Origin of the sequence: Pedobacter jeongneungensis (genome assembly GCF_039538295.1) — a bacterium.
Taxonomy (GTDB): domain Bacteria; phylum Bacteroidota; class Bacteroidia; order Sphingobacteriales; family Sphingobacteriaceae; genus Pedobacter; species Pedobacter jeongneungensis.
The window spans coordinates 462,312-482,688 of record NZ_BAABBY010000004.1; the positions used below are offsets into that span (position 1 = coordinate 462,312).

A 20,377-nucleotide genomic window follows, 5' to 3' on the forward strand; every position below is an offset into this window, starting at 1 on the left:
GGTTCGTGGCGACACGAACCGAGGCGGAGGCGAAGAAGTTTAAAGACTCTTTCTAAACCCAGCAGGTTTTTAAAGCCTACGAGGTCTGGCATAAAACAAAACGGGGCTATCGTAAACCGATGCCCCATTCATTTAGTCTTTAAAATTATCAGGCATTTTCATTTACCCTATACTTTAGCCTTACACCATACACCTAAGTTTCGTTTCGTGGCGACACGAAACGAAACGAGGCGAGGGCGAGGAGTTTATAAATCTAACCTGCTCCCAAGATCCTCTGTTTTAGGTTAAATAAACCTGATAGAACGGAAAGCCCGCAAGCGAGGAACGAGTGCGGACTTGGAGGGATAGCAGGGCTGCACGCCCCGAAGTGTTACAGCAGGTTATTTTCAAAATACAAACGAGGATGATGGTAGACAAAAAACGGGGCTGTCATAAACCGATGCCCCGCTCATTTATTCCTTAAAATTATCAGGTATTTTCATTTACCCTATACCTTAAGCCTTATACCCTATCTCGTATAATTAGGTGCTTCTTTGGTAATGGTGATATCGTGCGGATGGCTTTCGCGCATGCCCGCAGCGGTAATCTGTACAAACTGTGCTTCTTGTAATGCTTCAATATTTGCTGCTCCACAGTAGCCCATACTTGCACGTAAGCCACCGATATACTGGTACATCACTTCGGCCAAAGTACCTTTAAACGGCACACGACCAACAATACCTTCGGGAACCAGTTTTTTAATATCATCTTCTACATCCTGGAAATAGCGGTCTTTAGAACCCTGTTCCATGGCTTCTATTGATCCCATACCACGGTATGATTTAAATTTACGGCCTTCGTAGATAATGGTTTCACCCGGAGATTCTTCAACCCCTGCAAATAACGAACCTGCCATTACAGTGCTTGCACCAGATGCGATTGCCTTTGCAATATCACCAGTATGCTTAATACCGCCATCGGCAATAACCGGTACGCCTGTACCTTTTAATGCTTTAGCACATTCGTAAACGGCATATAACTGAGGAACACCAACACCGGCAATAATTCTGGTGGTACAGATAGAACCCGGACCAATACCAACTTTAACGGCATCAGCACCAGCATCGGCCAAAAATTTAGCCGCGGCACCTGTAGCAATATTACCCACAATAACCTGTAAATCAGGATATTTCGCTTTTACTTCTTTTAATTTATCAACTACACCTTTAGAGTGACCGTGAGCCGTATCGATGGTAATTACATCAACTCCTGCTGCAACCAAAGCATCAACCCTTTCAATGGTATCGGCAGTTACGCCAACCGCAGCACCTACGCGTAAACGACCACGTTCATCTTTACAGGCAACAGGATAATTTTTAACTTTTGATATATCTTTAAAAGTAATTAAACCGCTTAGATAACCATCTTTACTTACAACGGGAAGTTTCTCGATTTTGTGGTTCTGCAAAATTTCTTCTGCCTGTACCAAAGTAGTTCCCTCTGGTGCAATGATTAAATTATCTTTAGTCATTACCTCAGAAACTGGCCTTTTCATATCCTTTTGAAAACGAAGATCCCTGTTTGTAATAATACCAACCAATTTATTATCGCTGCTTACCACCGGAATACCACCAATTTTGTGCTCTTTCATAATTTTGAAAGCATCAGCAACTACAGCTGTTTCCAGTAAAGTTACCGGATCCTGGATCATACCACTTTCAGAACGTTTTACTTTACGCACTTCAGCAGCTTGTCTGTCTATAGTCATGTTTTTGTGCAACATCCCGATCCCACCATTTTGTGCAATGGCAATGGCAAGTTCGGCCTCTGTTACAGTATCCATTGCGGCAGAAATCAACGGAACATTAAGTTTGATTTTTTTAGTTAAAAAAGTGGATGTATTTACTTCACGGGGCAGAATTTCTGAATATGCGGGTACTAATAGTACGTCGTCGTACGTTAAACCTGTGGCAATAAATTTTGTGGAATCGAGTTGCATAGCAAATAAATTAGGATTTATTATTTGCCAGGCAAAGATACGGAAATAACGCGAAAATAAAAGCATAAAGATAAAAATGCTTAAATATTGAGCTTGGCTGACAATTGACGGTATGAATAAATGTTATTATAATTGTGCCGATCGAACAGACAAACATTTGAGAAGTAAAAGTAAGCTCAAAAAAATCCTCACCTTATAATTATGATTACTGAAAACCAATATTTTGATGGCAATGTAAAATCGCTGGGCTATGAAACCACCGAAGGCAAATCGACAATAGGCATTATAAATCCGGGAGAATACACATTCGGAACCGCCCAAAAAGAAATTATGCACGTTATAGACGGCGAATTGGAAGCCTTGCTTCCTGAAACTACCGACAGGCAAACCTTTAAAGCCGGCAGTAATTTTGAAGTACCTGCCAATTCATCATTTAAGGTAAAAGCGACGGTACAAACGGCATATTTATGTCAGTATAGGTAGTAAAAAGATTTTATATCATCAATGCAGGATTGTCATTCTGAGCCTGTCGAAGGTCGCTTTAAAGTATGTTTTAGGCGTTTCGACAGGCTCAGCGTGACAGTACTCGTTTTAATTGATTTAGCTAGATTTATTTCTTTCCAATTACCACTTCGGTAAAGTTCTCTGTTGTAAGGTATTTATTAGCCAGTGCCAGTAATTCTTCAGCTGTAATGGTTTTTACTTTTTCGATATATTTAGTGTAATAATCGTAATCCAATCCTGAAAAATAAATATTCTTGAATTTATCGGCATGCGAGAAAACATTTTCCAGACTGCCCAACATAGAACCTAGCATATAATTACGAACCAGGCTCAACTCCTCCTCCCCGATCAGTTCAGTTTTTAAAAGCGCTATTTCTTTGTAAATTTCTGTCAGAGCCGCAGCGCAAACATCAGCACCTACCTCAGTAGAAATAAACAGATAACCTGCTTGTTGTAATGAAGAAATGCCAGATCCAATGCCATAGGTGTAACCCTTATCTTCACGGATGTTATTCATCAAACGCGAGCCAAAATAACCACCTAATACAGTATTTAAAATCTGAAGCCCGGAAAAATCTTCATGTTTACGGTTAATGGCCAGTTGGCCAATTCTGATGGCAGACTGCAATGCTTCTGGTTTTTCAGTATAAATAACCTGTTTTTCTGTAGCAGTAAAATCGAAGCTATTTTTTACGGCATTACTTTTTTCCCAATTTTTACCAAAAGCATCATTCAATAAATTAAAACTTGCTTCATCAAATTTTCCTGAAACAATAATCGTACAGTTATTTGGCGCATAAGCTGCTTTAAAATATTCGATCAGGTCTTCCCGTTTTAAGGCATCATAATGCTCAGCCTGTATATTTACGCCATAAGCGGTATCGCCAAATAAAGCATGTGCAAATTCTTTTCTTGCCAGAATATCGTTTTTCTTTAAGTTTACCTGCAGCTTTTGTTTCTGGTTTTGAATATAAATATCAAGCTCGTGCTGAGGGAACTGACTTTCTGATAAAACATCTTTCACAATCGGCAGTACCGAATGTAAATGTTTATTCAGCGTGTAAAGGGTAACAGACGATTGATCCTGAAGATATTCCGTTTGAAAAAACGCCCCATAAAAATCGATCTGCTCGGCTATTTCCTTTGAAGTTAACTTATTGGTTCCATTATTAATCAGCGAGCTTACCGCAATGGCCTGTAATGGCTTATCAAGTTTCCAGTTTACGTTTTCGAAAATAAATTCGATACGCACTAAATCCTGCTCACCCGAGTAAATGGTAAAAACAGGAACACCGTTATCCAGCGCTTTTTTTTCCGGCTGGATAAAATTTATAGTCGATACCTGCTTAAAATCAGGCGCCTGTTGTCTGTTAAGCATGTTCTTCAGTTAAATAATATAAAGTTGATGATGAATTTGGGCTAAAAGTTTCGTTAGAAATCCGTTTAATGTCTTCGGCTGTAACTTTTAAAAACGCCTCTGTTTCCTGGTTTAATAAAGCAGCATCGCCTAGTAGCTCATAATATGCCAGGTTCATGGCTTTATCCAAAAGGCTCATTTCAGAAAAAACCAGTACCGATTCTACCTTGTTTTTTACTTTAGTTAATTCAGCATCTGCAACTAACTCAGCCTTAAGTTTATCCAGTTCTGCCCAAATGGCTTTTTCGGCAGCTTCTATTGTGATTCCTTCTACCAGTTTACCTTCAACGATAAATAAACCGGGATCCAAACTGCTTGAAATATAGGCATTGATATCGCTGAAAAGCTGTTGCTCCTTTAATAAACTGTTGTATAAACGGGAAGATTGTCCACGCGATAAAATATCCGATAACAAATCAAAAGCATAATAATCCTGGTTTAAACGTCCGGGCATTTTAAAAGCCATGTAAATTGCATTTAATGGCACATTTGCTTTAACCGTTTCTTGTCTGGCTTCTGTTTGCGGTTCTTCCTGAACTAAATCCCGAACATATTTCTCACCGGCAGGGATAGGCTCGAACCATTTTTCGGCCAGTTTTTTTACTTCTTCAGTTTTCACATTTCCGCCCACAACCAAAATGGCGTTCTGCGGTGTATAATGTTTTTTAAAGAATGCTTTTACATCCTCCATGGTTGCATTTTCGATGTGCGAAAGTTCTTTTCCAATGGTTGCCCAACGGTAAGAATGCTTTTTGTAAGTAAGGGGACGCAATTTTAGCCAAACATCGCCATAAGGCTGGTTGAGGTAACGTTGCTTAAATTCTTCACTCACCACATTCCGCTGCGTGTCTAAACTTTTTTCAGAAAAAGCCAGGCTCAGCATGCGGTCGCTTTCCAGCCAAAACGCGGTTTCTATATTTTCTGAAGGTAGCGTAATGTAATAGTTGGTAATATCATTACTCGTAAAAGCGTTGTTTTCGCCCCCTACCCTTTGCAAAGGCTCATCGTAACTTGGAATGTTTACCGATCCACCGAACATTAAATGCTCAAATAAGTGTGCAAAACCGGTTTTTTCGGGATCCTCGTCGCGGGCACCCACATCATATAAAATATTTAAAACTGCCATCGGGGTTGTAGCATCTTCATGTACTAAAACCTTTAACCCATTGGCTAGTGTAAAACGATTAAAATCTACCATATCTAATTTTAGAACCGTAAAGATATTATTTTAGGTTAGAATCGGATATGTAAAATGTAAGAAGCGAGACATAATTAAAATGATAAGAATAAACGCAATGTTTAAAGCGGCAAGATGCGAACCCGCTCTTTTTGCTCATCAATAATAATTAGCGCGCCTTTTTTCAAAACCTCACCATATTTTTTGAATATTGGAATAATTAAAGTTTCGAGGTGAATAACAGTTACATTCTGCGTACGAACCTGAATTACACTCGGAGATTCGGCTCTAGAAAGTGCCAGTGCAGTACCAAAATCTAAATCGTGCGTAAAAACGATATAACCATTTTCTCTGGCCCAGTTCATTAAGTCTACATCCGGCGCATTAAAAGCACCAACTTTTGTCCAATGTACAGCTTGTATATGATGTTTATCAAAAACCTGTTCCCATTCCGGTGACAGATTCATATCAATCAATATTTTCAAACCGCAACAGGGACTTCGATTTCTTCTGAACGCCAGGAAGCATAAGATAGCGCCTGCAAGAGATCTTCCTCTTCAAGATAAGGATATTGTTTTATAATTTCTACAGCTGACAAACCCGAAGCGTATAAACCTATAATGGTACCAACTGTTACCCTTAATCCGCGGATACAAGGTTTTCCGCCCATTTGATCAGGATTTAAAGTAATTCTATCTAAATGTTTCATAATTGTTTACGCTTATTTCAAATATAATTATAATGTATCAACTTATATACAAATTAATTGTTGGCCGATTGTTAAATTAAAGTTTTGTTGCAGCTTTTAACATCCAACAGCCCAGTTTTATTTACATTTGTATATGCAAACTGCAGAATTATTAAAACGTGCCTTAAACTTTGAGTTTCTTTCTCAGGAAGAAGGCGTATATCTATATCACAATGCCGATACTGCATCTTTGATGTTTGTGGCCAATGAACTAAGAAAAATTCAGGTGCCAAGTGGTAAAGTAACCTGGCAAATCGACCGCAATGTAAACACGACCAATGTTTGCATCGCGAACTGTAAATTTTGTAATTTCTTCCGCAGGCCTGGCCATGAGGAGAGTTATATTACCGATATCGAAACCTATAAGGTAAAAATTGAAGAAACTTTCCGTTTAGGCGGCGATCAGTTGTTATTACAAGGTGGTCACCACCCTGATTTGGGCCTAGCCTTTTATGCCGATCTGTTCAAAAAACTAAAAGAATTATATCCGGATTTAAAACTTCATGCCTTAGGTCCGCCGGAAATTGCACACGTAGCAAAACTGGAAGGCATGACACATACAGAGGTGTTAAAAGTGCTTAAAGAAGCAGGAATGGACTCGTTGCCTGGTGCTGGTGCCGAAATTTTAAATGACCGTGTAAGACGTTTAATTTCTAAAGGAAAATGTGGCGGACAAGAGTGGCTGGATGTAATGCGTGCCTGCCATCAATTAGATATTACCACATCGGCAACCATGATGTTCGGCCATGTAGAGACCATCGAAGAACGTTTTGAGCATCTGGTATGGATCCGTCAGGTACAGAGCGAAAAACCTGCCGATGCAAATGGATTTTTGGCCTTTATTCCATGGCCTTTCCAGGACGATGGTACTTTATTAAAGAGGCTCCGCGGAATCAGTAACAATGTAACCGCTGATGAATATATCCGAATGATTGCCTTAAGCCGTATCATGTTACCAAACATTAAAAACATTCAGGCCAGCTGGTTAACCGTTGGAAAAACCACTGCACAATTGTGTTTACATGCAGGTGCAAACGATTTTGGATCGATCATGATTGAAGAAAACGTGGTATCGGCCGCTGGTGCACCACATCGCTTCACCGCAAATGGTATCCAGCAATCAATTAAAGCTGCAGGTTTCGAACCACAGTTACGTGGACAGAAATATAATTACAGGGATTTACCAGAGCATTTGGAAGAGCAGGTGATAACCTACTAAATGATGTAAAAGGGAAAATGGAAGACGGGAAATGGAAGAAAATATTGATTTTTAATGAGCATTGGCAAGCTTGCCTAAAGCAATATAGTTAAGTTCTTCGAAATCTTTAATGATCAAATAACGGATCAATTTAAATTTCAACTGATCAATCTTGAAAATCATGTACAAAAAAGGGAAGTAAAACCAAGTTCTACCTCCCTACCTTAAACTAAACATTACCTAATCAATAATGTAAATATTTTATTGTATTACAATTTTTTACCTGGTTGTAAAAATAAATTTGCGATTGAAACAACGCTCGCTTTATCTAATGGCTCATCAAAACTTTCTACTGCTGCTGCCTTGGTTATACCTGCATTTCCACCAATACCTACAATATTAGCACCTGCCTGTACCGTTAAATCTTCACCAGCATAAACAGCATCAACCTGTGGAACGCCAGAATCATTTGCCTGTCCGGAAGCACCTAAGCTTACCCAAGGTTTATATACTGGACTTCCTCCTGAAGCTGCTGTACGCATCTGGCGAATATGTGATGCGTGACGTGCTTCTACTGAGTGGATTTGTAATGCAACCTGTAGTATACCCGGACTCACTAATAAATTCCCTGCCTGACCTTTGTACGCTCTAACGCCAGTATCTTCAAAACCTTGTGCAACAGCTAAAAATGTATTATAATCACTATAAACAGTTGAAAATGTTCCACCAGCCCTAAAATCAGTATCAGCATAAGCAATTGGTGCACGAGCTGCACTTCCCAAAGTTGTTACCAATAAATCAACGTGCGCTTTCTCGTGATCGCGAATAGTGGTAATCGCTGCCTGGCTCGCTGCGTTAGGAAAATTAAAAGTAACATCAGTAACTGCTGATCCCGGAGTTTTGCCTACAATACAGTGATTATAAAAATGGTATTCTAAATACTCTAACGACAATGCAAAATTTAATACATCTACAACTGCAGCAGGTAGAGTAGTTTGACCATAAGCTTTTTGGAACATTGAACTAAGGACAAGTGGTACAGCTGCTAAAGATATCTTTTTACCTACGTTAAAAAAGCTTTTCATAGCGGCTCTTCTCGGATTTAATCTTTCATAGATTTCGCCGTCAACTTTTTCAATTTCTTCTAATATATTTACGATATTCATGATTTCTTGTTTTAAAAATTAAAGATTAATTACGTTAATTTTGGTTTTGATATATTTACCGGCAACAGCTAAAACCTTATCCGGAGTTAGTGCAGCATCTAGTCCTTTCGCATTATCAGCGCCTAAACTAGTAAGGCTGTTTAAATCTGCAAATGTTCCATTTGAGATCAAATCACGAACATATGCTGCGTGACGAGCTTCTACAGAAACAATCTTGCCTGCTAACAATAAATAAGTTGCATTTTTTATTCTTGATCCGGCACCATTATAAGCAGATACACCTAAATCTTCAAAAGCCATTGCTGTAGCTAAAACACTCGATGCACTTGTAAAATCAATTGAAGAGAAATCAACTTCTAAACTACCTATTGCAGCAGTACTTAAAGCGGCTTTAAAAAACTCTCTGTGCGCAATTTCATGGAACTGAATATCCTGGAAATAAGCTTTTTGAGCAGCAGTAAAACTTGATGGTGGTGCTGAAGCAACTTTAACATAAAATGCAGCTTCTAACTGTTCCAAAGCATAAGCATAGTTTAATACACCGAAATCATCCTTAAAATCCAATGTTGCCCCCCCGTTCATTGTTGGATTTTCATAACCGCGGTCTTTTTTACAACCAGCAGCTACTAAAGCAATACCCGCTGCACCCGCGCCTGCATACTGAAGAAAAGATCTTCTTCCTACAGTTTTGTCAAATAAACTTTTTTCCTGAAGCTCATTTTTTGTTTCTAGTTCATTGTTTTTCATAGTCATCTATGTTTAGTGGTTTTGAATTCGTTTGATGATACATACGTGACAATCAGAACACTGGTTTTTTCTTTTTGCATTTTTTTTTGTAAGCGCATTTTAATACATTCACCAACCTATAATTATGACTACACTTAAAGCCATTATTGTTGATGATGAGGAGTTTGCCCGATCGTCGCTATTTTTTTTACTGCAACAGAATTGTGCACAGGTAGAAATTACCGGTATTGCAAGGTCTGTAGCCGAAGCAAAAGATATTTTAGCGCACCATCCCATCGATTTAATCTTTCTCGATATTGCCATGCCGGGAGGCAATGGTTTCGAACTCATCCCCGATGCACAAAAACACAAGGCAGCTGTTATATTTACTACCGCTTACGATCAGTATGCACTAAAGGCAATTAAAGCCAATGCGCTCGATTACCTGCTAAAGCCAATCGATATAGATGAGCTTAAAACAGCCGTAGAGAAGGTTTTTCAGCATATAAAATTGTTTAAAGGCCAAAATGAAAACGACGAAAGAATCAATAATCTCGCCTCCAGCTTAAGCTCCAGAACGGAAATCAGGAAACTTACACTGCCTTACGGACAAGGTTTTAAAATGATCGATATTGATGACATTATTTACATTGAGGCAGATAGTAATTATTCTATCGTACACTTAAATAATCACGATAAAATAACCGTTTCTAAAGTATTACGCGAGTTTGAAGAGCTTTTACCAACCGACCAATTTGTAAGGATTCACAAGTCGAGCATCATCAATTTAAACCACTTAAAGGAATACAATTCTAAAAACGGACTCCAGGTTTTCCTGAAAAACGGTGAAAGCATCAACATTTCGAGAAGAAGGGCGAGCGATTTTTTCGAAAAAATAAAATTATTTACAAAAGCCAACAGTGATCATTAAACCAAAGATAAAAGTTCAATTTTTAGCTAAAAAAGCTATCCTGAAGCCAAACTTCAGCAGAATTTTTATTGCTTTTTTATTTTTAGCAACCGGTTTTATCACTCCTGAAAGTCTTTTTGCCCAAACCACCTATCTTCCGCATTACAATTCGAAAAACGGATTGGCCAGCAACAACTGTTATTATATTTTACAGGACAAAAAAGGCTTTATCTGGATTGCTACAGACAATGGACTGAGCCGTTTTGACGGTACAAATTTCCAGAATTTCACCATTGAAGATGGATTGCCTGATACACAGATCCTCCAGATGAAAGAGGATAAAGAGGGCCGTTTATGGTTTTTCGCGCTTAATGGTCAGCTGAGTTACCTTAAAGAAGGTAAATTTTATAACCAGGATAACGATGAACTGCTTAAAAAATTAAACTTTAATACCGTAATTGTTTCATTTTTGGTCGATAAATCCGGAAGAATCTGGCTCGGCACCAACGCTAATCTTATTGTTTGCTGGGATGGAAAAACGATCAAAAAATACATTTCTCCTAACCAGAATGATAAATTTATCAATGCCTTTATCCATGAGGATGAACAGGGAAACATAATTGCCTACAGCGATTTAAGCGTTCAGCAATTTAATGGAAAAACTTTTTCCATGATTAAATCTAAGGTTCAGCCACTTTCTTACATGACCGCGACCAATAGTCCCCACCGGTCTTTGTTCTATCTGGATAGTGGTGGTTTGAAACAATACAGACACGGAACCATCAATAACCTGATCCCAATCCCGCAGAACCTGATCAAAAACATGTCGGGCTATTTTTATTACGACGTTGCCGCTAAAGAAGTCTGGCTATCAAATGCAAACGGCGCTTTTGCCCTTGATAAAAATGGGAAAACCGTTCAGTATTTACAGGATATTGCTGTTAACCAGGTAATTAAAGATAATAACCAAAACATATGGTTTGCTACCAATCAGGGCATTTATATGCTGCCGAATGCGAACAACAGACTTTCTATTATCGATGCAGAGTCGGGTTTGAGCAGCAATGTAATCAAAAGCATCACTAAAGATGGTAAAAACCGCCTTTGGCTGGGTACTGATGATGCCGTAATTGATGTTTTAAGCATCAACAATTATCAGGTTAACGAAATCGGTCTGGATGATTTTAAAAAGTACAAAACCATTAAACAGATTACATTCGATCCCAAAGATCAATCGATATATTTCGCTTCTGATTATGGAATGGGCGTTTTTAAAAATATTTATCAAGGCAATGATGAAGTAAGTTATTTAAAGGAATCAAACAATTCCATGTTTGTAATCAAACACTTCAGCATTGGCGAAAACAACAACCATTTAGCCCTGGCGCTATCATCAGGGGTGGTTTTCTTATCCGACAGGACCAACAAATTCGAATTTAACGCCGCAAAATACCGCGAAAAAGAAGATTTTTTTAAAGACCGCTCCTATCACGTTTTTTACGACCGCGAAGGCAGTTTGTGGTTTTCCAACGTTAGCGGTTTATCACAGTTTTCTAAAGGAAAATTAATCAAACATTACGAAAATCATCCTTTGCTTACCAAGAGGATAAACGACATTCAGCAGCTTGCGGATGGTACGCTGATTTTAGCTACTGATGGCTATGGATTAATTTTTTACAAAAATAATCAGATTACCAGGCAGATTACTCAAAAAGATGGTTTAACCAATAACATCTGTACCAAAATATTTGTAAAAAACAGCGAGATATGGGTCCTCACGAACAAAGGTGTTAACAAAATTGCAGATTACCCGAATCAGCCCAGTGTGGCCAATTTCGACTATGGCAAAGATTTGTTGAGCGATGATATCAACAGTTTATTTATTGATGATAGCACGGCTTATTTTGCTACAAACAAAGGGTTAATTTTATTCAAGTACAACAATAAAAATATCATTAAAAACCTGCCCAAGGTGTACGTTACCTCCATTATTAAAGATAACGAACGTTTACCGGTAGATCAGGGAAATTTCACCTTCGAAACGGGCAATAACACTATTTTATTCACTTTTAGCGCGGTAGATTTTACCACGAGTGATATTACCTACCGCTACCGTTTAAACGAAAATTCGCCCTGGATAGAAACGCGCACCAGACGACTGGATTTCTCCTCGCTACAATCGGGCGATTACGTGTTTGAAGTAAGCGCCAAAAGTCAGAACGGAAACTGGGGCGAACCGGCAAAAATCTCCTTTACTATTAAAAAACATTTTTGGCAAAGTCTATGGTTTTTGTCCATTTTAATCCTGTTAGTAGCCTATATTTTCTATAAAGTAGCGGTTTACATCACCCGCAAACAAAAAGATAAAGAGCAAGAGCAGTTATTATTAAAAAATAAGGTATTAATGCTTGAGCAGCAGGCTTTACAGGCCATGATGAATCCGCATTTTGTATTTAACGTGATGAATTCTATCCAGCATTACATTAATACGCAAAATACGGCCTCTGCCAATAAAGTTTTAACCGGTTTTGCCCGCCTGATCAGAAAAAACCTCGAAATTTGTACAAAAAGTTACATTTCTTTAGAAGAAGAGCTGGAATACCTTAATCTTTATCTAAAACTGGAAAAAAATCGTTTCGGCGATAAACTCGAATATGTTTTTAATATCGACGAAGATATAGACAAGGAAGAAACCTTTATTCCTTCCATGTTGTTACAACCCTATGTAGAAAATGCAATATGGCATGGCATTATGCCAAAAGAAACCGGTGGCGAAATCCAGATCAACATTAAACTGCAGGACGAATTTTATTTAAACATCGAAATAATAGATGACGGGATTGGTATTGATAATTCATTGAAAGATAAAAAGGAAACGCATATCAGTAAAGGCATGCAGCTTACCAAAGAAAGATTACACCTTTTAGGGCAGATTGGAGCAAAACCTATACACTTAAATGTGAAACAAAATGCTACAAATGGCACAACAGTATCCATTTCTATACCGTTAAAATAGAAATTTTACCGTTTACTCAATTATTAATACCACTCACTAAATAGAACCTGGATCGAACCTTCTTTAGCCTTAAACTTGTGTTAGAAATAAACGATAGTGTTTATCAAAGACGTTCTTATAGAATTGATATAGATATTTAATAACCTAACCTAAAACTATATCTTAATTCAGGTTTCATTTGTGTGTTGAAAGCGGTCTTGTTTTTAAAAGCGAGACCGCTTTTTTTTATGCCCAAAAATTCTATTTTTGCATATGCCCAATCACAACATCGCCAGGCACATCGAAGCCCTTATATTTTCTTCCAGCCAAAGTTTAGGCACACAGGAGATTATGCTTGCACTTAACGCCGTTTTTAATGAAGAGTTTATTGAAACACAGGTATTCGAATGTATCGAGCAGATTAAGGAAAAATATAGTCATGATGATTTTGCAATCGAACTGGTATTCTTAAACAATGGCTATCAGTTTCTTACCAAAAAAGATTATCACGAAACCGTTAACCAGCTCCAGTTACACCGGTCGAAGAAAAAATTAAGTCAGGCTGCCATGGAAACCCTGGCCATTATTGCTTATCGCCAGCCCATTACCAAATTGGAAATCGAACAGATCAGGGGTGTAAATTCTGATTATTCGGTACAGCGCCTGCTAGAAAAAGAACTGATCAGCATCGATGGAAAGGCTGAAACCCCTGGCAGGCCAATCCTTTACAGTACAAGCCCGTTATTTATGGATTATTTTGGACTAAATAACCTGAGTCAGCTCCCGCAATTAAAAGACATCGTAAAAGAGGAAAATACTGTTGGCGAAAATGTTGAATAAATAATTTAATTTCTTTGCTTCCAGGTTGTTATTAAAAAAAGTTTTTTTGTATTTTTAAACTATAAAAGCAATTTTTATTTTTGTGTTATGAAAGCGCCAAAGAAACTCCCAACAAAGCCGACTACAAAGAAACAGGTAGACGAAGACGATGATCTTGAAGATGATGACGATATTCAAACAACGAAAAAGAAGCCTCAGGATGACGATGATGATGACGATTTTGACTTGCCGTTAGATGATCTTGACAACTTCGAGAATTTCGATGATGACGACGACGATTATTAATATTTAAAAAACATATATTTGAAAAAGCATCCGCCCGCTTGGTAGGATGCTTTTTAATTTTAAAATGTGCCCATGCAAGTAATACAGGTAAGCAATCCATCATTAAAAAAAGATTTTCTAAATACGCCTAAACTCTTATATAAAAACGATAAAAACTGGATCTGTCCGTTGGATAGCGAAGTAGAAAATGTCTTTAATCCTGAAAAAAATACCTTTTTTGCGCATGGGAAATGTACACGCTGGGTTTTGAAAGACGATGCGGGCAAACTTATCGGCCGTGTAGCAGCCTTTATTAATGAGAAAAAAGCGTATCATTACGATCAGCCAACGGGCGGAATGGGTTTTTTTGAATGCATTGATGATGAAAAAGCAGCATTTCTTTTGTTTGACACTGCTAAAGCATGGCTGACTGAAAACGGCATGAAAGCCATGGACGGACCGATAAATTTTGGAGAGAACGATACCTTTTGGGGCCTGCTGGTGGATGGCTTTACCCCTCCTTCTTTCGGGATGAATTATAATTTCCCTTACTATCAAAAGTTTTTCGAAAAGTATGGCTTTGTTACCGAATATGAACAGTTAACCAATCATATTAACCTTACCATTCCTTTTCCTGAACGTTTTACCAAAATTGCCAATTGGGTAAGAAACAAACCGGGTTATACTTTCGAATATTTCAGTAAGGCCAATGCCAGCAAATACATTAACGATTTAATGGAAATCTATAATGATGGCTGGCAGGATTTTGAAAACTTTGTTCCGATCAAAAAAGAAACCCTCGAAGAAAGCTTTAAAAGCATGGAGCCGATTATGGACGAACATTTGATCCAGTTTGCCTATTTTAATGGTGAGCCGGCATCTTTTGTGGTGTTAATCCCTGATGCTAACCAGATGATTAAAGGTTTTGATGGCAAATTGGGTTTAATTGAAAAATTAAAATTTGCTTACCGTCGCTGGGTGGGCGTTACCCGCATGAGGGCCATTGTAATGGGTACAAAGCCAAAATTCCAGAAACATGGCCTGGAATCAGTCCTTTTTATTCGTTTAGGTGAATATGTATTACCTAAAAATCAATACAAGGAGCTTGAATTAAGCTGGGTGGGCGATTTTAATGAGCAGATGATCGCGATACACAAGGCTACGGGTGCTACCTTCGGTAAAAAGCATTTAACGATGCGCAAAATATTTTAATCGCCAAGGTTCGTGTCGCCACGAACCTTTTTTTATTTTCCTGCCACGGATTCACTGAAAACAAGAAAAAATTCAATTTCATTTTTTTGTTTTATGCAGCAGATTTCTCTCCCGAACGTTCGGGACTGCACTTCAGTCGAAATGACGATTTAGCTATAACCTTATGCTGTGGTTCGTGTCGCCACGAACCTTTTTTATTTTGCCTACGCACTTTTATACTTTGGTAAATTAATCAACAGCACACTACCTAAAATAATGACCAAACCTATTACTTGTGTAATTCCAATTACCTCGTTGGTAAAAGTTAAACTCAACAGCACTGCCACAACCGGATTTACATAAGCATAAGTACTCACCTGTGTAGCCGGACGCACTTTTAGCAACCATACATAAGCACTAAATGCTGCAATTGAACCAAACAGGATCAGGTATATGATCGATAACCATGCATCAAGTGATATACCGCTCCAATCCAGTAATTTAAATTCTGATTTCAATACGGCACCCGGCAAGAATGCTAAACTTGCCATCAACATTTGCCAGCCTGTGTTTACAGAAACTGAACTTTCTGTGGTGGGGTGATATTTCGAATAAAGCGAGCCGCCAGCCCAGGCAATTGGTCCGAAAACCAACAGTACCATGCCGATGATTTGCAGGTTACTTTGTGGTTTATCAAGCGCCTGCATAATCTGATCGCCGAACAACAGCACAACCCCTAAAAAACCGATAATCAAACCCGAAACAATATATTTATTACTCAAATTCTCTTTCCAGTGAGATTTATCCAGGATTACAAACCATATTGCTGCCGAAGCCACCATGATGGCCACCAAACCGCTTGGAATAAATTGTTCTACCCAAATTACAATCCCATTTCCTAAACCCAGCATCAGGATACCGCTTATCGCTGCAATTTTAATCGTTTTCAGGTTAAAAATCTCTTCGCCTTTTATCTTACACCAACCCAATAACAAAATGCCTGCAACGGTGAACCGCACTACACCTAAAATAAAAGGAGGAAAACCAGCCAGTGCTTTCTGGATAAAAAAGTAGGTAGAGCCCCATACAATATACACGATAGCAAATGCCAAATAAACCATTACCGGAGATGCTGTTTTATTTAAATTTGTCATGATTTTATTTTTGAGGGATTACCAGTTGTTGTTGTTCTTTTACCGTTTCTAACACAATAGTTGTTTTCACCGATAAAATGTTGGGCACCTTGCTAAACTCATCGCGCAGCAAAGCCATTAAAGATGCAGAATCAGTTGTTCTCACCTTAACAAGGAAACAATCATCGCCCGCAATTACATGCACTTCCTGCACATCGGGAATTTTAGCCAGCTCGCTTGCGGTATCGTTACAGCTGAAACTTTGCGCTGATTTCATTGAAATAAATGCCAGTAATTTTAAATCGACCGCAACAGGATTTACCTTGGCATTATAGCCGGTAATTACGTTCTTCTTCTCAAGTTTTTTTACGCGCTCCAGCACAGCTGATGGAACAAGATCCAATGCCTTAGCCAAATCTACGTTTGAGATCCGGGCATTATCCTGCATAAGTCTGAGTATAGCCAGATCGATATGATCAAGGCTAAAATTGTTTTCGATTACCATTCTGTAAAACTATAAATATTAAGAACATAATTCAAAATATTTTAAATAAAAATGAATTTTATTCTATGATATAGTTTTATTATGATAATTAGTCGGCATATTAAATCGAAATCCGAATTTTATATTCCTAATTTATCGTACAGGTCGATTACTTTTTTTCGGAGTTTATTAATTTCTTCTTCTTTTTCGATCAGTTCTTTTTTAAGCACTGCTAATTCGGCTGATGGCTCGGCCCCTACTGTTTTACCATCAATTAATTGCGAAATGGAAACTTTAAAAGTTTTAGAAATCTGGAGTAAGCGGGAAATGTTGAGATCGGTTTGACCTGTTTCTATTTTGCAGAAAGCCGGAGTAGAAATATTTAATTTTTTGGCAGCATCAGCCTGACTTAAACCTAAGGCCAATCTGCTTTGTTTAATGCGGTCTCCGATGCTTTTCATTTATAAATATGAGATTTGAGATACTAGATGTGAGATATGAGACTTGAGATGCTAGATATGAGATGGGGTGATCTCCTGTCTCAAATCTCACGTCTCATATCTATTTATCTAACGAAGCCGCCAGTTCAGGAAGATCGAAACCTGCGTAATTGCCAGAGCTCATCATTAAAAGATTGGTATCCTTATAATTGAGGCTTAACAAGTAACTTTTCAGTTTGGCAGCATCGTTAAAAAATTTCAGTTTTGGGTTTGCAAATGCCTGTTGTACATCATCTTCAGAAAAAGGCTCCATGCGTTTTTGTTCAAAAGATTTAATGTCAATGAATACAATGGCCTCATCGGCTTTATCCATCGCACCGGTATATTCTTTCAGGAAATCTTTGTTCAAACTACTGAAAGTATGCAATTCAATACAAGCCACCAGTTTACGGTTTGTAAACTGTACTTTAACTGCATCAATCGTGGCTTTTAATTTTGATGGCGAATGTGCAAAATCTTTGTACACATTTGTCGAATCATCGGCAGAAATTACTTCTAAACGTTTGGCTGCGCCTGTAAATGAAGCAATTGCGGCATCAAAATCCAATTCACTGATATTTAACTGCTTACAGACTAATTTAGCCGCATTGAGGTTCATCAGGTTATGATCGCCAAAAATCTTTAGCGCTGTTTCTTCCGGAAGCAGGTAAGTTATCCCGTTTCTGATTTCATGTTCAGGAATGGCATAACCGATTTTAGTTACATTAGCTTTTGAATTGGATACAATCTCGTTCAGATCTGCATCTGCTTTACAGTAAATCAAAGTACCTTTAGTTTCGATGGTATCGATAAATTTATCAAACTGCAACGTATAATCAGCGTAAGTCGGAAAAACATTGATGTGATCCCAGGCAATACCACTGATTACCGCAACATTTGCTTTATAGAGGTGAAATTTAGGTCTTCTATCAATCGGCGACGATAAATATTCATCACCTTCAATAATCATTATGGGAGCTTCTTCGGTTACTTTAACCATGGTTTCGAAACCGGCCAGCTGTGCACCAACGAGGTAATCGAAATCGCGTTTATAATAATTTAATACATGCAAAATCATGCTGGTAATGGTTGTTTTACCATGACTGCCACCAATTACTACACGCAGTTTATTTTTGCTTTGTTCGTAAATATATTCGGGATAAGAATAGATTTTAACACCCAGTTCCTGCGCTTTCAATAATTCAGGATTATCGATCCGGGCATGCATGCCTAAAATTACCGCGTCTAAATCTTTCGAAATACGGTTTTCATCCCAACCCATTTCGGCAGGTAAAAGGCCATATTTATCTAATCTCGATTTTGCAGGTTCAAAAATCACATCATCAGAACCCGAAATCTGATATCCTTTTTTATGTAAGGCAATGGCCAGATTGTGCATGGCACTTCCACCAATTGCTATAAATTGTATGCGCATATTTTTAATTATTGAATGGAAGAATTAGAGAATGATTGAATGGTAATGCATCGTAAACTAAAACATTCTGTCACTCATTCATTCAAAATTCAATCATTATTTTTTCTCAAACTGAGCCGCAACCCAATCGCCGTTTTGCTTATGATCAACGTATTTGATGCAATATTTAGCACATTCCGCCGTAATCATACCCAGATCGGGATCCAGATAAAAACCACTGAAGAAAATTTTGCCTTCTGGTTTTAAAACCTCCGCATAACGGTGAATCTGATCTAAAAGGATGTTTCTATTGATATTAGCAAAAATAACATCATATTCGTCATCAGGAATAACATCTTTACTGCCGCAAAGTGCCTGTAAATTATCTACCTGGTTAAGTGCAGCATTTTCTATTGTACTTTCGTAACAGATATCATCATAATCAATGGCCATTAAACTTTTAGCACCTAATTTTGCAGCCAAAATGGCTAAAATTCCGGTTCCGCAGCCCATATCCAGGATGTTTTTATCTTTAAGATCGGCAGCTAAGATGTACTGCATCATCATGGTAGTGGTTTGGTGGTGACCGGTACCAAAAGCCATTTTTGGATCAATTACGATTTCGTAAGGATATGATGGCTGAGGCTCGTGAAAGGTTGCCCTTACATAACACACATCATCGATAATCAGCGGACTAAAATTCTTCTCCCATTCGGCATTCCAGTTTTCGTCGGCAACATCTTCTAAAGTGTAATCTGTTGCAAATTCTTCACTATAATTGCCCAACAGATCTTTTAACTCCTGTTCGTCAAAATTATCCTTAATTACGAAAGCCGTAAACCCACCCTCACTATCTTCGAAAGTATCGAAGCCTAAATCGGCAAGATCGCTGATGAGCAGATCCTGTTGATAATCTTCGATACCTTTGAATGTAAATATTGCTTTAATGTATTGCATTTAGCTGTTTAATGCTTTAATAATATCTGTAAAATCGCGTGATTTTAATGAGGCACCACCAATCAGGCCACCATCAATATCTTTTTGCGAGAATAAACTTGCTGCGTTGCCAGGGTTACAGCTACCGCCATATAAAATGGTAGTATCATCAGCCACATTGAAACCATAATTTGCTTCAATTTCACTGCGGATAAAAGCGTGAATATCCTGTGCCTGCTCTGGTGAAGCGGTTAAACCTGTACCAATAGCCCAAACCGGCTCATAAGCGATCACAATCTTTTTGAAATCTTCTTCGGTCAGGCTGAAAAGACCTTCAACCAATTGTTTTTTCAACACTTCGTAATAGCTACCATTATTGCGTTCATCCAAAGTTTCGCCGATACAAAAAATAGGTGTTAAACCATGTGCCAGAGCTGTTTTGGTTTTAGTAGCCAATAATTCATCGCTTTCAGCAAAATATTGTCTGCGCTCTGAGTGACCTAAAATAACATATTCTGCACCAACAGATTTTACCATTTTAGCAGAAGTTTCGCCTGTATATGCACCACTTTCTTTATCGCTGATGTTCTGAGCGCCAATTTTAACATCGTTACCACCCAATTTTGCCAAACTGTTTAAATGAATAAATGGCGAGCAAATAATAGCCAGCTGATCGCCTTTGCGCTCATCTTTAACCATATTTACAATTTCGCTAAACAACGAAACACCTTCATTATAATCTAAGTTCATTTTCCAGTTACCGGCAACAATCTTTTTTCTCATTTTGTATTTTTTTAATGTTAGAATGTTTTAAAGT

At 38.1% G+C, this 20,377-nt stretch carries 20 protein-coding genes; 7 read left to right on the top strand and 13 right to left on the bottom strand.

What is annotated here, in order from left to right; all coding sequences use genetic code 11:
* Positions 1 to 508: 508 nt before the first annotated feature.
* Positions 509 to 1,978, bottom strand: coding sequence for an IMP dehydrogenase (gene guaB, locus ABD769_RS10055; RefSeq protein WP_344851300.1), 1,470 nt, complete (start codon positions 1,976 to 1,978; stop codon positions 509 to 511).
* 201 nt (positions 1,979 to 2,179) lie between these two features.
* Between guaB and ppnP the strand changes: the two genes are divergently transcribed.
* On the top strand, positions 2,180 to 2,461 hold the full coding sequence (gene ppnP, locus ABD769_RS10060; RefSeq protein ID WP_344851301.1) for a pyrimidine/purine nucleoside phosphorylase: 282 nt from the start codon (positions 2,180 to 2,182) through the stop codon (positions 2,459 to 2,461).
* Positions 2,462 to 2,588: 127 nt separating this feature from the next.
* On the opposite strand, the gene ABD769_RS10065 is transcribed toward ppnP, so the two are convergent.
* The 4 genes from ABD769_RS10065 to ABD769_RS10080 form a co-directional block, all read right to left on the bottom strand.
* Positions 2,589 to 3,860 carry a M16 family metallopeptidase gene (locus tag ABD769_RS10065; RefSeq protein WP_344851302.1) on the bottom strand — a complete coding sequence of 424 codons (1,272 nt, stop codon included), beginning with the start codon at positions 3,858 to 3,860 and terminating at the stop codon, positions 2,589 to 2,591.
* Positions 3,853 to 5,097: a M16 family metallopeptidase gene (locus ABD769_RS10070; RefSeq protein WP_344851303.1), complete on the bottom strand. Its 1,245-nt coding sequence runs from the start codon at positions 5,095 to 5,097 to the stop codon at positions 3,853 to 3,855. Before ABD769_RS10070 ends, ABD769_RS10065 begins: the two co-directional genes overlap by 8 nt.
* A gap of 101 nt (positions 5,098 to 5,198) precedes the next feature.
* Positions 5,199 to 5,561, bottom strand: a complete 363-nt coding sequence (locus tag ABD769_RS10075; protein ID WP_344851304.1) for a DUF5615 family PIN-like protein — start codon at positions 5,559 to 5,561, stop codon at positions 5,199 to 5,201.
* Positions 5,558 to 5,785, bottom strand: a complete 228-nt coding sequence (locus ABD769_RS10080) for a DUF433 domain-containing protein (protein WP_344851305.1) — start codon at positions 5,783 to 5,785, stop codon at positions 5,558 to 5,560. Before ABD769_RS10080 ends, ABD769_RS10075 begins: the two co-directional genes overlap by 4 nt.
* A gap of 133 nt (positions 5,786 to 5,918) precedes the next feature.
* Here ABD769_RS10080 and mqnC point away from each other — a divergent pair, with 133 nt between their 5' ends.
* Positions 5,919 to 7,043, top strand: coding sequence for a cyclic dehypoxanthinyl futalosine synthase (gene mqnC, locus ABD769_RS10085; protein WP_344851306.1), 1,125 nt, complete (start codon positions 5,919 to 5,921; stop codon positions 7,041 to 7,043).
* A gap of 248 nt (positions 7,044 to 7,291) precedes the next feature.
* Here the strand turns inward: mqnC and ABD769_RS10090 are convergent, their stop codons facing one another.
* Together ABD769_RS10090 and ABD769_RS10095 are read right to left on the bottom strand one after the other, a co-directional pair.
* Positions 7,292 to 8,188: a ferritin-like domain-containing protein gene (locus ABD769_RS10090; protein WP_344851307.1), complete on the bottom strand. Its 897-nt coding sequence runs from the start codon at positions 8,186 to 8,188 to the stop codon at positions 7,292 to 7,294.
* 18 nt (positions 8,189 to 8,206) lie between these two features.
* A complete protein-coding gene (locus ABD769_RS10095) occupies positions 8,207 to 8,935 on the bottom strand; it encodes a ferritin-like domain-containing protein (protein WP_344851308.1) in 729 nt (242 codons plus the stop codon).
* 124 nt (positions 8,936 to 9,059) lie between these two features.
* Here ABD769_RS10095 and ABD769_RS10100 point away from each other — a divergent pair, with 124 nt between their 5' ends.
* The 5 genes from ABD769_RS10100 (at position 9,060) to ABD769_RS10120 (ending at position 15,135) form a co-directional block, all read left to right on the top strand.
* Positions 9,060 to 9,845: a LytR/AlgR family response regulator transcription factor gene (locus ABD769_RS10100; protein WP_344851309.1), complete on the top strand. Its 786-nt coding sequence runs from the start codon at positions 9,060 to 9,062 to the stop codon at positions 9,843 to 9,845.
* A complete protein-coding gene (locus ABD769_RS10105) occupies positions 9,835 to 12,840 on the top strand; it encodes a ligand-binding sensor domain-containing protein (protein ID WP_344851310.1) in 3,006 nt (1,001 codons plus the stop codon). The genes ABD769_RS10100 and ABD769_RS10105 overlap by 11 nt, the downstream gene beginning before the upstream one ends.
* A gap of 252 nt (positions 12,841 to 13,092) precedes the next feature.
* A complete protein-coding gene (gene scpB, locus ABD769_RS10110; RefSeq protein WP_344851311.1) occupies positions 13,093 to 13,659 on the top strand; it encodes an SMC-Scp complex subunit ScpB in 567 nt (188 codons plus the stop codon).
* Between the two features lie 87 nt (positions 13,660 to 13,746).
* On the top strand, positions 13,747 to 13,944 hold the full coding sequence (locus ABD769_RS10115; protein WP_344851312.1) for a hypothetical protein: 198 nt from the start codon (positions 13,747 to 13,749) through the stop codon (positions 13,942 to 13,944).
* A gap of 72 nt (positions 13,945 to 14,016) precedes the next feature.
* A complete protein-coding gene (locus tag ABD769_RS10120; protein WP_344851313.1) occupies positions 14,017 to 15,135 on the top strand; it encodes a GNAT family N-acetyltransferase in 1,119 nt (372 codons plus the stop codon).
* 203 nt (positions 15,136 to 15,338) lie between these two features.
* Here ABD769_RS10120 and ABD769_RS10125 read toward each other — a convergent pair whose 3' ends face one another.
* The 6 genes from ABD769_RS10125 to tpiA all read right to left on the bottom strand — a co-directional run bounded on the left by ABD769_RS10125 (position 15,339) and on the right by tpiA (position 20,343).
* Positions 15,339 to 16,268 (bottom strand): EamA family transporter, encoded by a 930-nt coding sequence (locus ABD769_RS10125; RefSeq protein WP_344851314.1) that lies wholly within the window; start codon positions 16,266 to 16,268, stop codon positions 15,339 to 15,341.
* 4 nt (positions 16,269 to 16,272) lie between these two features.
* Entirely contained in the window at positions 16,273 to 16,752 is a 480-nt protein-coding gene (locus ABD769_RS10130) for an Lrp/AsnC family transcriptional regulator (RefSeq protein WP_344851315.1), read from the bottom strand.
* A 119-nt stretch (positions 16,753 to 16,871) separates the two neighbouring features.
* Positions 16,872 to 17,192: a helix-turn-helix domain-containing protein gene (locus ABD769_RS10135; protein ID WP_344851316.1), complete on the bottom strand. Its 321-nt coding sequence runs from the start codon at positions 17,190 to 17,192 to the stop codon at positions 16,872 to 16,874.
* A gap of 100 nt (positions 17,193 to 17,292) precedes the next feature.
* A complete protein-coding gene (locus tag ABD769_RS10140; RefSeq protein ID WP_344851317.1) occupies positions 17,293 to 18,645 on the bottom strand; it encodes a UDP-N-acetylmuramate--L-alanine ligase in 1,353 nt (450 codons plus the stop codon).
* 96 nt (positions 18,646 to 18,741) lie between these two features.
* The gene (gene prmA, locus ABD769_RS10145; RefSeq protein WP_344851318.1) at positions 18,742 to 19,581 is read right to left on the bottom strand and encodes a 50S ribosomal protein L11 methyltransferase; all 840 of its coding nucleotides are present in this window, start codon (positions 19,579 to 19,581) and stop codon (positions 18,742 to 18,744) included.
* Entirely contained in the window at positions 19,582 to 20,343 is a 762-nt protein-coding gene (tpiA, locus tag ABD769_RS10150; RefSeq protein ID WP_344851319.1) for a triose-phosphate isomerase, read from the bottom strand.
* Between the last annotated feature and the right edge of the window lie 34 nt (positions 20,344 to 20,377).